General features: G+C 66.5%; 13 protein-coding genes. All 13 read left to right on the top strand.

The features are described 5' to 3' along the window. Positions 1-5: 5 nt before the first annotated feature. Positions 6-1,145, top strand: a complete 1,140-nt coding sequence (proB, locus tag Q673_RS32545) for a glutamate 5-kinase (protein WP_023006954.1) — start codon at positions 6-8, stop codon at positions 1,143-1,145. A gap of 198 nt (positions 1,146-1,343) precedes the next feature. Further along, positions 1,344-1,610 carry a 30S ribosomal protein S20 gene (gene rpsT / locus Q673_RS32540; RefSeq protein ID WP_023006953.1) on the top strand — a complete coding sequence of 89 codons (267 nt, stop codon included), beginning with the start codon at positions 1,344-1,346 and terminating at the stop codon, positions 1,608-1,610. Positions 1,611-1,796: 186 nt separating this feature from the next. Then, positions 1,797-3,320, top strand: coding sequence for a murein biosynthesis integral membrane protein MurJ (gene murJ / locus Q673_RS32535; RefSeq protein ID WP_081712077.1), 1,524 nt, complete (start codon positions 1,797-1,799; stop codon positions 3,318-3,320). A gap of 271 nt (positions 3,321-3,591) precedes the next feature. Next, positions 3,592-4,668: a bifunctional riboflavin kinase/FAD synthetase gene (gene ribF, locus Q673_RS32530; protein ID WP_023006951.1), complete on the top strand. Its 1,077-nt coding sequence runs from the start codon at positions 3,592-3,594 to the stop codon at positions 4,666-4,668. A 10-nt stretch (positions 4,669-4,678) separates the two neighbouring features. Next, positions 4,679-7,525: an isoleucine--tRNA ligase gene (gene ileS / locus Q673_RS32525; RefSeq protein WP_023006950.1), complete on the top strand. Its 2,847-nt coding sequence runs from the start codon at positions 4,679-4,681 to the stop codon at positions 7,523-7,525. A 10-nt stretch (positions 7,526-7,535) separates the two neighbouring features. Continuing rightward, positions 7,536-8,075 (top strand): signal peptidase II, encoded by a 540-nt coding sequence (lspA, locus tag Q673_RS32520; RefSeq protein ID WP_023006949.1) that lies wholly within the window; start codon positions 7,536-7,538, stop codon positions 8,073-8,075. Positions 8,076-8,274: 199 nt separating this feature from the next. Next, on the top strand, positions 8,275-8,736 hold the full coding sequence (gene fkpB, locus Q673_RS32515) for an FKBP-type peptidyl-prolyl cis-trans isomerase (protein WP_023006948.1): 462 nt from the start codon (positions 8,275-8,277) through the stop codon (positions 8,734-8,736). Positions 8,737-8,844: 108 nt separating this feature from the next. Continuing rightward, complete coding sequence (locus Q673_RS32510; protein WP_023006947.1) at positions 8,845-9,705, top strand: DUF4351 domain-containing protein; 861 nt, start codon at positions 8,845-8,847, stop codon at positions 9,703-9,705. 29 nt (positions 9,706-9,734) lie between these two features. Further along, positions 9,735-10,703, top strand: a complete 969-nt coding sequence (gene ispH, locus Q673_RS32505) for a 4-hydroxy-3-methylbut-2-enyl diphosphate reductase (protein ID WP_031218556.1) — start codon at positions 9,735-9,737, stop codon at positions 10,701-10,703. Between the two features lie 192 nt (positions 10,704-10,895). After that, on the top strand, positions 10,896-11,297 hold the full coding sequence (locus tag Q673_RS32500) for a type IV pilin protein (protein ID WP_023006945.1): 402 nt from the start codon (positions 10,896-10,898) through the stop codon (positions 11,295-11,297). 4 nt (positions 11,298-11,301) lie between these two features. Further along, positions 11,302-11,778, top strand: coding sequence for a GspH/FimT family pseudopilin (locus Q673_RS0118665; protein WP_081712074.1), 477 nt, complete (start codon positions 11,302-11,304; stop codon positions 11,776-11,778). Further along, positions 11,771-12,205 (top strand): type IV pilus modification protein PilV, encoded by a 435-nt coding sequence (gene pilV, locus Q673_RS37115; RefSeq protein ID WP_023006943.1) that lies wholly within the window; start codon positions 11,771-11,773, stop codon positions 12,203-12,205. Before Q673_RS0118665 ends, pilV begins: the two co-directional genes overlap by 8 nt. Next, a partial coding sequence (locus Q673_RS36625; protein WP_152527141.1) for a PilW family protein occupies positions 12,202-12,867 on the top strand: 666 nt, incomplete at its 3' end. The genes pilV and Q673_RS36625, both read left to right, overlap by 4 nt.

The following is a 12,867-nucleotide window of genomic DNA, read 5'->3' as shown; positions in this document are numbered from 1 at the left end:
AGCGAATGGAACGCAACGGGCAGGTGATGAGTCGCGAGGCGCTGGTTGGCGCCCGCCGGGTGGTGGTGAAGATCGGCAGTGCGCTGCTGACCAACGACGGCCGTGGCCTCGATGAGGCGGCGATCGGCGGCTGGGTGGACCAGATCGCCGCGCTGCATCGCCGCGGCATCGAGGTGGTGCTGGTCTCCTCCGGGGCGGTGGCCGCCGGCATGGTGCGGCTGGGCTGGCAGGTGCGTCCCTCGGCGGTACACCAGCTGCAGGCCGCCGCCGCGGTGGGCCAGAACGGCCTCACCGAGTGCTACGAGGGGCACTTCGCCCGCCACGGCCTGCTAACCGCCCAGGTGTTGCTCACCCACGACGACCTCTCCAACCGCAAGCGCTACCTCAACGCGCGCTCGGCGCTTCGCACCCTGGTGGACCTGCGGGTGGTGCCGGTGGTCAATGAGAACGACACCGTGGTCACCGACGAGATCCGCTTCGGCGACAACGACACCCTGGGCGCCCTGGTGGCCAACCTGCTGGAGGCCGACGCCCTGGTGATCCTCACCGACCAGGACGGGCTCTTCGACGCCGACCCCCGCCACCACCCCGAGGCGCGGCTGATCCGCGAGGGGCGCGCCGACGACCCGGCGCTGGCCGCGGTGGCCGGCGGCGGCGGGGCGCTGGGGCGCGGCGGCATGGCCACCAAGGTACGCGCCGCGCGCCTGGCGGCACGCTCCGGCGCGGTGACCGCCATCGCCGGCGGGCGCCAGGCCGAGGTGCTCTCCCGGCTGATGGAGGGCGAGCGGCTGGGCACCCTGCTGTTCCCCGAGCGCGAACCCATGGCGGCGCGCAAGCGCTGGCTGGCCGGCCAGCTGCAGGTGCGCGGCACCCTGACCCTGGATGCCGGGGCGGTGAAGGTGCTGCGCAGCCGGGGCTCCAGCCTGCTGCCGGTGGGGGTCAAGGCCGCCGCCGGCAACTTCGTGCGCGGCGACATGGTGCTGTGCGTCGACGAGGCCGGCGAGCGGGTGGCCAAGGGGCTGGTCAACTACGGGGTGGATGACGCCCTGCGCATCCTCGGCCGACCCAGCCACCAGATCGAGGGCATCCTCGGTTTCATGGAGGCGCCGGAGCTGATCCACCGTGACAACCTGGTGGTGCTCTAGACCCGGCGCTATAGCAAGCGCGATGCGGGCTGTGCTAGGATACGCCATCCTCTCAGACACGGCCCGTGAACGATCGCCGATTTTCGGCGGTCGGCCAGATGGCCAGGCCGGCGGAAAGGCTCCGACCTTCCTGCCGGATCAATACGTTATCCAAGCCGTCACCACACGGGCGGCGAAGAATCTCCAAGGAGACAGCAAGTGGCAAACAGCAAGCAAGCTCGCAAGCGCGCCCGTCAGGCCGAAGGTCGTCGTGTCCTGAAGGCCAGCCAGCGCAGCATGGTCCGCACCTACGTGAAGCGAGTCATCAAGGCCATCAACGGCGGCGATCACGCCACCGCCATGGCAGCCTTCCAGCAGGCGCAGCCGATCATCGACCGCATCGCCGACAAGGACGTGCTCTCCAAGAAGAAGGCCGCGCGCATGAAGAGCCGCCTGAACAAGCGCATCAAGGCCCTGGCTGCCTGAAGCCGGTCCGATGCCATCGAGGCGCCGCCCAGGTGGCGCGCCTCGTGAAGAAACCGGCTGCGGCCGGTTTTTTTGTGGCCGTGATTCCCGGGGCAGGGTGAGGACAGAGACGTGACGGAACGCGAGCAGCCGCCGGTGCCGGTGGAGGAGAGCGACAAGGTGGTGGCCCCCAAGGCCGGCGGGCTGATGCGCTCGGGCCTGGTGGTCAGCGTGATGACCATGCTCTCGCGGGTGATGGGGTTGGCCCGCGACGTGGTGATCGCCGCGCTGTTCGGCGCGGGGCAGGGGGCGGACGCCTTCTTCGTCGCCTTCAAGATCCCCAACTTCATGCGCCGGCTGTTCGCCGAGGGCGCCTTCAACCAGGCCTTCGTGCCGGTGCTCTCGGAGGCCGCCACCCGCGGCAGCCGGCGCGAGGTGCGCGAGCTGCTGGACGCCGTCGCCGGCAGCCTCGCCGCGGTGCTCTTCCTGCTCACGGCGCTGGCCATGTTCGCCGCCCCCTGGCTGGTGTGGGTCTTCGCCCCCGGCTTCGGCCGCGACCCGGCCAAGCTGGCGCTCACCGCCGACATGCTGCGCCTCACCTTCCCCTACCTGCTGCTGATCTCGCTGACGGCGTTCGCCGGTAGCGTGCTCAATACCTGGAACCGCTTCGCGGTGCCGGCCTTCACCCCGGTGCTGCTCAACCTCTCGCTGATCGGCGCGGCGCTGCTGCTGACACCGCTGTTCGAGCAGCCGGCCATGGCGCTGGCCTGGGGCGTGCTGATCGCCGGCATGGCCCAGCTCGCCTTCCAGGTGCCCTTCTTGGTGCGGCTGGGGCTGATGCCGCGCCCCTGGCCGAGCTTCGCCCACCCCGGGGTCAGGCGGATCATGGCGCTGATGGCCCCGGCGCTGTTCGGTGTCTCGGTCTCCCAGATCAACCTGCTGCTGGACACCGTGCTCGCCTCGCTGCTGGCGGCGGGCAGCGTCTCCTGGCTCTACTACTCCGACCGCCTGGTGGAGCTGCCGCTGGGGGTGTTCGGCATCGCCATCGGCACCGTGATCCTGCCGGCGCTCTCCCGCCGCCACGCCGAGCAGTCCGGCGAGCACTTCAGCGCCATGCTCGACTGGGCGATCCGCGCCGTGCTGCTGCTGGGGCTGCCGGCGGCCCTGGCCCTGGCGCTGCTCGCCGAGCCACTGCTGATCGCGCTGTTCCACTACGGCGCGATGACCGAGCGCGACATCGCCATGGCGGCGATGAGCCTGCGCGCCTACTCGCTGGGGCTGGTGGCCTTCATGCTGATCAAGGTGCTGGCGCCGGGCTTCTTCGCCCGCCAGGACACCAAGACACCGGTGAAGGTGGGCATCGTCGCCATGGTCGCCAACATGGTCTTCAACCTGCTGCTGATCTGGCCGCTGGCCCACGCCGGCCTGGCGCTGGCCACCGCGCTCTCGGCCTTCCTCAACGCCGGCCTGCTCGGCTGGCTGCTCAGGAAGCAGGGCGTGCTGGTGTTCCAGCCGGGCTGGGGGCGCTACGCGGTGCAGCTGCTGGGCGGCTGCGCGGTGATGGGGCTGGGGCTCGCCTGGGCCGCGCCGGAGTGGCAGGCCTGGCTCGGCTGGGGGATCTGGCAGCGCGTCGCCTGGCTGGCCGCCCTGGTGGTCGGCGGTGCGGCGCTCTACTTCGCCTGGCTGGCCGCCACCGGGGTGCGCCTGCGCCATTTCCGGATGAAGAGTTGACCTGAATTTGTAGGAGACCGTTGTATCGGCGATAGCGGGTATGGGTGCCGCCTGGTGGGAGCCCGATTTATCGGCGATAGCGGTGCTGCCAGTGCGCCTGCCGGCGCCATCGCGCAGAATCTGCGCTCCTACATTGTGGGAGCCCGATTTATCGGCGATAGCAGTGCGTACCGGTAGGCACCAAGGCCGCCCCGGCTGTCAAGGGGCCGGCTGTCCGGTATAATCGACGCTTTCACCACTTAACCGACGCCGAGCGGGGCTCTACCACGCCATGCAAGTGATCCGAGGACTGCACAACCTGCGCGACGAGCACCGCGGCTGCGTGGCCACCATCGGCAATTTCGATGGCGTGCACCTGGGCCACCAGGCGATCCTCGAGCAGTGTCGCGAGCAGGCGGCGCGTCTCGGCCTGCCGGTGACGGTGGTGGTGTTCGAGCCCCAGCCCCGGGAGTTCTTCGCCGGCGAGCAGGCCCCGCCGCGGCTCACCCGGCTGCGCGACAAGGTGCGCCTGCTGGGCGAGGCGGGGGTCGAGCGGGTGCTCTGCCTGCCCTTCAACGACGCCCTGCGCAGCCTTACCGCCGAGGCCTTCATCCGCCGCGTGCTGATCGAGGGGCTGGGCGTGCGCCACCTGGTGGTGGGTGACGACTTCCGCTTCGGCTGCGACCGGCGCGGCGACTTCCACCTGCTCACCGCGGTGGGCGAGGCCCACGGCTTCGGCGTGGAGCACACTCGCACCTTCACGGTCGACGACGAGCGGGTCTCCAGCACACGCGTCCGCACCCTGCTGGCCAGCGGCAACTTCGAGGCCGCGGCCCGGCTGATGGGGCGCCCCTATCGGCTGGGCGGCCGGGTGGTGGCGGACCAGAAGCTCGGCCGCACCATCGGCGTGCCCACCGCCAACCTGCCCCAGCCGGTGCGTTCCCTGGCCCTGCAGGGGGTCTATGCGGTGGTCAGCGAGCTGCCGGACGGCCGCCGCCTGCCCGGCGTGGCCAACATCGGCTGGCGCCCGACGGTGGGTAGCACCCGGCCGGTGCTGGAGGTGCACCTGTTCGACTTCGACGGCGACCTCTACGGCGAGCGGCTGGCGGTGTTCCCCTGCGCCAAGCTGCGTGGCGAGGTGAAGTTCGACGACTTCGCGGCCCTGAAGCACCAGATCGGCCTCGACCTCGAGCGCGCCCGGAGCTACTTCTCTCAGCACCCCTTGCCGTGCCCCGACGCCGGCGCCGGCTCGCCCCCCGAGCCCATCGGTAACCACGCTTCCCTTCCTCTGGCATCGGCGCCGCTGGCGCGCGAGGCCGTGACACTCGATTCCTCGGCGGGCATGCCCGCCGACCATGACGACGGCTGACCCCCAGGATATGAGCGACTACAAGCCCACTCTGAACCTGCCAGAAACCGACTTCCCGATGCGTGGCATGCTGCCCAAGCGCGAGCCCGAGCGGCTGGCCCAGTGGCAGCAGCTCGACCTCTACCACCGCCTGCGCGAGGCGCGCCGCGGCCGGAAACTGTTCGTGCTGCACGACGGCCCTCCCTACGCCAACGGCAGCATCCATATCGGTCACGCCGTCAACAAGATCCTCAAGGACATCATCGTCAAGTCGAAGAACCTGGCCGGCTTCGACGCCCCCTACGTGCCCGGCTGGGACTGCCACGGCCTGCCCATCGAGCACAAGGTGGAGACCACCCATGGCAAGCGACTGGCACCGGAGCGCGCCCGCGAGCTGTGCCGCGAGTACGCCGCCGAGCAAATCCAGGGCCAGCTCAAGGACTTCGTGCGCCTGGGCGTGGTGGGTGACTGGGACAACCCCTACCGCTCCATGGACTTCGCCAACGAGGCCGGCGAGATCCGCGCACTCGCCGAGATGGTCGAGGCCGGTTACGTCTTCAAGGGTCTGAAGCCCGTCAACTGGTGCTTCGACTGCGGCTCGGCGCTGGCCGAGGCCGAGGTGGAGTATCAGGACAAGCGCTCCGACGCCATCGACGTCGCCTTCGCGGTGGAGGATGCCGACCGCCTGGCCGGCGCCTTCGGCCTGGGCGAGCTGCCCAAGCCCGCCGCCATCGTCATCTGGACCACCACCCCCTGGACCATCCCCGCCAACCAGGCGCTCAACATGCACCCCGAGTTCACCTACGCCCTGGTGGACACCGGCAGCCGCCTGCTGGTGCTGGCCGAGGAGCTGGTGGAATCGTGCCTAGAGCGCTACGGCCTTACCGGCGAGGTGATCGCCACCGCCCGAGGCGAGGCCTTCGACGGCATCCGCTTCCGTCACCCCTTCTACGAGCGCTTCTCGCCGGTGTATCTCGCCGACTACGTGGAGAGCGAGGTGGGCAGCACCGGCATCGTCCACTCCGCCCCCTCCTACGGCGTGGATGACTTCGTCACCTGCCGCGAGCACGGCATGAGCTTCGACGAGATGCTCAACCCGGTGCAGGGCGACGGCGTCTATGCCGACGACCTGCCGTTCTTCGGCGGCCAGATGATCTGGAAGGCCAACCCGCAGATCGTTGCCAAGCTCGACGAGGTGGGCGCGCTGATGGCCCATCAGACCATCACCCATAGCTACATGCACTGCTGGCGCCACAAGACGCCGGTGATCTACCGCGCTACCGCCCAGTGGTTCGTGGGCATGGACGTGGCGGGCAAGGACGGCCGCACCCTGCGCGAGCGGGCGCTCGAGGGCATCGAGGCCACCACCTTCACCCCGGCCTGGGGCCAGGCGCGCCTGCACAGCATGATCGCCAACCGCCCGGACTGGTGCATCTCGCGCCAGCGCAACTGGGGTGTGCCGATCCCCTTCTTCCTGCACAAGTCCACCGGCGAGCTGCATCCGCGTACTGTGGCACTGATGGAAGAGGCCGCCAAGCGTGTCGAGGCCGAGGGCATCGACGCCTGGTTCCGCCTCGACCCGGCGGAGCTGCTGGGCGAGGAGGCCGCCGACTACGAGAAGGTGACCGACACCCTGGACGTGTGGTTCGACTCCGGCACCACCCACCGCCACGTGCTGCGCGGCTCGCACCCCCATGGCCACGAGAGCGGCCCGCGGGCCGACCTCTACCTGGAGGGCTCCGACCAGCACCGCGGCTGGTTCCACTCCTCGCTGCTCACCGGCTGTGCCATGGACGGCCACCCGCCGTACCGCGGCCTGCTCACCCACGGCTTCACCGTGGACGCCCAGGGCCGCAAGATGTCCAAGTCGGTGGGCAACGTGGTGGCGCCCCAGGAGGTGATGGACAAGCTCGGCGCCGACATCCTGCGCCTGTGGACCGCCTCCACCGACTACTCCGGCGAGATGGCCGTCTCCGACGAGATCCTCAAGCGCACCGCCGACGTCTACCGCCGCATCCGCAACACCGCGCGCTTCCTGCTGGCCAACCTCAACGGCTTCGACCCGGCGCGCGATGCGCTGCCCTTCGGCGAGATGCTGGCCCTGGACCAGTGGGTGGTGGACCGCGCCGCCCAGCTGCAGGCGCGCATCCAGAAGGCCTATGAGGAGTACCGCTTCCTCGACGTCTACCAGCAGGTGCACGGCTTCTGCGCCCGGGAGCTCGGCGGCTTCTACCTGGACGTGATCAAGGATCGCCAGTACACCACCCAGGCCGACTCGGTGGCGCGGCGCAGCGCCCAGACCGCGCTCTACCACGTGGTGGAGGCGCTCTCGCGCTGGGTGGCGCCGATCCTCTCGTTCACCGCCGAGGAGATCCACGAGCATATCCCCGGCGAGCGCGGCGACAGCGTGCTGCTCGAGGAGTACTACACCGGCCTTGCCACGCTGGCCGACGATGCCGAGATGGGCCGCGACTTCTGGGAGCGGGTGCTCACCGTCAAGCAGGCGGTGAACAAGTGCCTGGAGGATGCCCGCAACGCCAAGGTGATCAAGGGCAGCCTGGCCGCCGAGGTCACCCTCTACGTGGACGACGCCCTGCACGTCACCCTGGCCAAGCTGGGCGAGGAGTTGCGCTTCGTGATGCTGACCAGCGAGGTGATCCTCAGGCCGCTGGCCGAGGCCGAGGGTGAAGGAGAGGGCGCCGAGGCCACGGAGCTTGAGGGCCTCAAGGTGGCCGTGGCGGAGAGCCCCAACAACAAGTGCGAGCGCTGCTGGCACCACCGCGAGGAGGTGGGCACCCACCCCGAGCATCCGGACCTCTGCCACCGCTGCATCAGCAACCTGCCGGACGGCCCCGGCGAAACCCGCCGTTATGCGTAAGGGAGACACCATGGCCCCGGGCGACACGCAAGGCGACCAGGGCGCCCCCGAGCGGGCGCCCATGCGCCAGCCGCTGCGCTGGCTGTGGCTGGCACTGGCGGTGATCGTGCTGGATCTCGCCACCAAGACTGCCGCCAGCGCCTGGCTCGACTACGCCCGGCCGGTGGAAGTGCTGCCCTTCTTCAACCTGACGCTGCTGCACAACACCGGCGCCGCCTTCAGCTTCCTGGCCGACCATCCCGGCTGGCAGCGCTGGTTCTTCGCCGCCATCGCGGTGGGGGCGAGCATCGGCCTGACCATCTGGATGCGCCGCCTCAAAGCGGACGAGACGCTGCTGGCGGCCTCGCTGGCCATGATCATCGGCGGCGCCCTGGGCAACCTCTACGACCGCCTGGTGCACGGCTACGTGGTGGACTTCCTCTCCTTCCACGTGGCGGGTTGGTACTACCCGGCGTTCAACGTGGCGGACATCGGCATCACCCTGGGGGCCCTCGGCCTGATCTGGGAGTCGCTGTTCGGTGAGAAGCGCCGCGCGCGTCGGCGCAACTGACAGGCCTCGGGGCCATTGTGGGAGCCCGATTTATCGGGCGATTGGCGCCGCAGGCGCCCGGCGCAGCTGAGGCACCAACGCATGGCAACGACATTGTAGGAGGCCGGCTCCGCTGCGCGAAGGGTGCCGAAGGCGCCCGGGCGGTGTCGCCCAGCCACCGCCACCGAACCGACATCCTGTTTACCGAGTCCCAAGACCCATGACCGAGCAGAATAGCCCCCAACATCGCATCGACGAGGGCATGGAAGTCACCCTGCACTTCACCCTCAAGCTGGAAGACGGCACCGTGGTGGACTCCACCCGCGACAAGGCCCCGGCCACCTTCCAGGTCGGCGACGGCAACCTGCCGCCCGGCTTCGAGCACCCCATGAAGGGCATGGCCGCCGGCGAGAGCGCCACCTTCGAGATCACCCCGGAGCACGCCTTCGGCCAGCACAACCCGCAGAACGTCCAGCGCCTCAAGCGTGACGACTTCGGCGAGGAGCCGCTGGAGCTCGGCACCGTGATGTCCTTCGCCGACCCCAGTGGCGGCGAACTGCCCGGCGTGATCAGCGCCATCGAGGGCGAGATGGTGGACGTGGACTTCAACCATCCGCTGGCCGGGCGTACCCTGACCTTCGAGGTGGAAGTGCTGGACGTGAAGCCCGCCACAACGCACTAAGGCGACTTCTATGGGGACAATTGCCCGCGGTAACAGCGATTTCGATTCCCCCTGGAAGGAAGCGCTCGAGCACTATTTCCCCAGTTTCTCGAGCTGCTGTTACCGGAGATGCATCGGGATATCGACTGGCAGCGCCCCCACGAATTCCTCGACAAGGAACTGCAGCAGGTGGTGCGCGACAGCGAGGCCGGTCGCCGCCATACCGACAAGCTGGTCAAGGTGTTTACTCTGGACGGCAGCGAGACCTGGGTGCTGGTCCATGTGGAGGTCCAGGGCAAGGCAGACCGTCGCTTCAATGCCCGGATGTTTCGCTACTACTATCGGCTGCAGGACAAGTACCCGCAGCGCCGTATCGCCAGCGTGGCTATCCTGACGGACAAGGGCAGTCATCGAGCCGTGGGGCACCATGAGCAGGAGCTGTGGCAGACGCGACTCAGCTTCACGTTTCCGGTGGTGGACCTCCAACGGTGGAAGCAGGATCAACCATCGCTCGAGAACAGCAGCAACCCTTTCGCGGTCGTAGTGTTGACGCAGTTGGAAGCTCATCGCACCAAAGGCGATGACAACGCCCGGTTGGTGTCCAAGTTCAGCCTGATGAAACGCCTCTACCGGCGTGGCTACAGTCGCTCGGAAGTACTGGAGCTGCTCAGACTGATAGACTGGATGCTGGCACTGCCGCCGGAGCTGGAAGAGAAGCTTGGGGCCCAGATGGCCCGCTTCGAGGAGGAGGTAAAGATGTCGTATGTCACATCATTCGAGCGCATCGCAGAAAAGCGTGGTATGCAGCGCGGTATGCAGCAGGGCGAGGTCAGTGGCCGGGCCCAGATGCTGTTGAAGCTGCTGGTGCTGAAGTTCGGTGAATTGCCTGCGTCAATCGAGTCAAAGGTTAGCCAAGCTGGAACGGAGGAGCTCGAGGTCTGGGCCGAGCGGGTGCTGACGGCTGACAGCCTGGACGACATTTTTGCGTGATACCCGACACATCAAGGCAAGGCAATCCTATGCAAGCTAATTCCGTGCAGATCCGGCTGGCCAACCCCCGCGGCTTCTGTGCCGGCGTCGACCGCGCCATCGAAATCGTCAATGGCGCGCTGGACGTGTTCGGCCCGCCGATCTACGTGCGCCACGAGGTGGTCCACAACCGCTTCGTGGTGGATAGCCTGCGCGAACGTGGCGCCATCTTCGTCGAGGAGCTCCACGAGGTCCCCGACGACGTCATCGTGATCTTCTCCGCCCACGGCGTCTCCCGCGCCGTGCAGCAGGAGGCGGAGCGCCGCGGCCTCAAGGTGTTCGACGCCACCTGCCCGCTGGTCACCAAGGTGCACATGGAGGTGCTGCGCTACGCCCGCCGCGGCCAGGAGTGCATCCTGATCGGCCATGAGGGGCACCCCGAGGTGGAGGGCACCATGGGGCGCTACGACACCTCCCACGGCGGCGCCATCTACCTGGTGGAGGACGAGGAGGATGTCGCCAAGCTCGAGGTCAAGGACGCGAGCCGGCTGGCCTTCGTCACCCAGACCACCCTCTCCATGGATGACACCGCCCGGGTGATCGACGCCCTGCGCGCCAAGTTCCCGGAGATCCAGGGGCCGCGCAAGGACGACATCTGCTACGCCACCCAGAACCGCCAGGACGCCGTGCGCGAGCTGGCTGCCAGCAGCGACCTGGTACTGGTGGTGGGCAGCCCCAACAGCTCCAACTCCAACCGCCTGCGCGAGCTCTCCGAGCGGGTCGGCACCCCGGCCTACCTGATCGATAGCGCCGAGCAGATCGAGCCCGCGTGGCTCGAGGGCGTCAATGCCATCGGCGTCACCGCCGGCGCCAGCGCCCCCGAGGTGCTGGTGCAGGGCGTGATTGAACGGCTCAAGAGCCTCGGCGCCAGCGCCCCCGTGGAGCTCGCCGGCCGCGAGGAGACCATCACCTTCTCCATGCCCCGCGAGCTGCGCGAGCGCGTCATCGTCAGCGAGTAGCTCGTCGCTGGAGAGCCCAGGCAGGAGAAGCAGCAAGCGCGCCGCCGGCATGAAAGTGTCGGCGGCGTTCTTGCTCAGGCGCGGGGCTGCGGCGAAGAGTGCCCGCGCGGTATCTGGGCTGAGGGCCTATCGGTATCTTGCGCTTTGCTACATACTGAAACAAATACGTTGACTCCCAGGGAGATGCCTCGCGTGCTCCTCACCCGACTCCGCCCCAGGCAGCAAGACCACTCTATCCGCCGCAGCGGCGGCTTTACCCTGATCGAGATGCTGATCACGGTGGCGATCATCGGGATTCTGGCGGCGATTGCGATTCCGGGGTACCAGAGATACGTGGAGCGCTCCCTGCGCGCCGACGCCCAGGCCGGCCTGAACATCGCCGCAGGCCAACTGGAACGCTGCTACACCCGCTCCTATAGCTACGCGAAGTGTGATATTACCGCTGACTCGCCTGAGGGCAGCTATGAAATTAGCTATAAGCCAGATGGCAAGGTGGGGTTTCTCATCACGGCAACGACGGGGCGTGATGATGGCTGTGACAAGGCGTTAACCCTCGACGGACAGGGTAATCGAGAGCCCGCCGAATGCTGGTGAATCCATGAAGCGGAGAGGCTTTACCCTGATCGAATTGTTGGTGACGATTGCCGTGATGGTCATCCTGGCGACGGTGGCGGTGCCCAGTTTCCAGCGCCAGATGGCCAGTAACCGAATCGTGGCGGATTATAACGAGCTGCTGGGTGGGCTGACCCTGGCGCGCAGCGAAGCCATCAAGCGGCGCACGGAGGTGACCTTCTCGCTGACCGGTACCAGTCTCTGGGGCTATAACATCAGCGTCGATGGAGTGGACGAGTCTATTCGGATTCGCAGCGGGCGTGATAAGAGCATCTCGCTCACTGATACGCTCACCGACGATTCGATTACCTTCGGTGCACTGGGCAAGCCGCTGAGTGATGATAACTGCCCGGAAGCATGCCGAATCACCCTGATATCCACTTATGATGGCATCGATGATCGCGCACTGGAGGTCTCGGCCCAGGGGCGGGTGGGCAAGTGGGAGGATGACGAGGATGAGTAGGGGGGCCGTTCCCCATTACAGCGCTGGCTTCTCGCTGATCGAAGCCCTGGTGGCGCTGGTCGTGCTCTCCATCGGTCTGCTGGGCGTTGCGGCCATGGAGCTGAAATCGCTGCAGGGAGCCCATATGGCCTATCAGCGCTCCATCGCCACCCTGGCCGCCCAGGATGCCCAGGAGCGGCTATGGGCACAGATGGCGCTGGATGACGCCTGTCCTACCTGGGGCCGCGATAGCACGACAAGCAGTCTGGCCAACGACACCGACTGGAAGCAGGAGTGGGCGAAGTATCTTCCTGGCTTTGCCGATGACAGTGTTGACGAGTTAGATAACTGTGAGTTTACCATCACCATCTCATGGAAGGAGACCCGCTTCTCGGGCGAAGGCGATGATCCCGAATTCACCTACCATATCAGGCTGCCCCAGGAATGACGGTTAAACGGCAAGGCGGTTTCTCGCTGATCGAGCTGATGGTCGCCATGGTAGTGGGACTGGTGATTATCCTCGGGGCCGGCCAGCTATTTTTAACGGTATTTACCAATAATGAGAGAGTCGACACGTTAGGAGAAAAACAGGCAGCGGTTAATTTTGCTACCGAAACGCTATTGCGAGATATCAGGCGGGCTGACTGGGATGATAAAGAAAATACCAAGTGGGATTCTGACAAGCGAGTGCTAAGCCTTTCCGTCAAAAACCATAATGATGTTTCATCTGGCTGCGACCGCGGCGATGATGTAGTAAAAAAATATAAGCTAAAAGAGAGAGAGGTGGCCAATAAGAAGGAATGGTTTATGGCGGTTGAGATGTCCAGCTGTAAAGGCAAACCGCTTGGTGGTGGTTACCAGGAGATGGTTGGTGGATTTCTAAGCCCTGAAGAGCTTGGGTTTTATATAGAAGAAGGCCCAGATGATGGAGTCATTAGGGTCGTGTTTCGCCTTGTTGCTACTGATAATAATGCAGAACCAGATACCTTGAGTTTTTTTTCCGTAAATCGCACTAAAGCAATTAATGCTAGTGGTAATGTCCCTGGAAACGGAAACGGAAACGGAAACGGAAACGGAAACGGAAACGGAAACGGAAACGGAAACGGAAAC

The sequence above is a fragment of the Halomonas sp. PBN3 genome (genome assembly GCF_000475415.1).
GTDB classification, from domain to species: Bacteria; Pseudomonadota; Gammaproteobacteria; order Pseudomonadales; family Halomonadaceae; genus Halomonas; species Halomonas shengliensis.
This window is presented reverse-complemented; position numbering and strand designations above follow the sequence as displayed.

Bases quoted from the DNA above. Each gene is read 5' to 3' on its own strand.
- proB (WP_023006954.1), top strand. From the start codon at position 6: ATGGAACGCAACGGGCAGGTGATGAGTCGCGAGGCGCTGGTTGGCGCC.
- murJ (WP_081712077.1), top strand. From the start codon at position 1,797: ATGCGCTCGGGCCTGGTGGTCAGCGTGATGACCATGCTCTCGCGGGTG.
- ribF (WP_023006951.1), top strand. From the start codon at position 3,592: ATGCAAGTGATCCGAGGACTGCACAACCTGCGCGACGAGCACCGCGGC.
- ileS (WP_023006950.1), top strand. From the start codon at position 4,679: ATGAGCGACTACAAGCCCACTCTGAACCTGCCAGAAACCGACTTCCCG.
- lspA (WP_023006949.1), top strand. From the start codon at position 7,536: ATGGCCCCGGGCGACACGCAAGGCGACCAGGGCGCCCCCGAGCGGGCG.
- fkpB (WP_023006948.1), top strand. From the start codon at position 8,275: ATGACCGAGCAGAATAGCCCCCAACATCGCATCGACGAGGGCATGGAA.
- Q673_RS32510 (WP_023006947.1), top strand. From the start codon at position 8,845: ATGCATCGGGATATCGACTGGCAGCGCCCCCACGAATTCCTCGACAAG.
- ispH (WP_031218556.1), top strand. From the start codon at position 9,735: ATGCAAGCTAATTCCGTGCAGATCCGGCTGGCCAACCCCCGCGGCTTC.
- Q673_RS0118665 (WP_081712074.1), top strand. From the start codon at position 11,302: ATGAAGCGGAGAGGCTTTACCCTGATCGAATTGTTGGTGACGATTGCC.
- pilV (WP_023006943.1), top strand. From the start codon at position 11,771: ATGAGTAGGGGGGCCGTTCCCCATTACAGCGCTGGCTTCTCGCTGATC.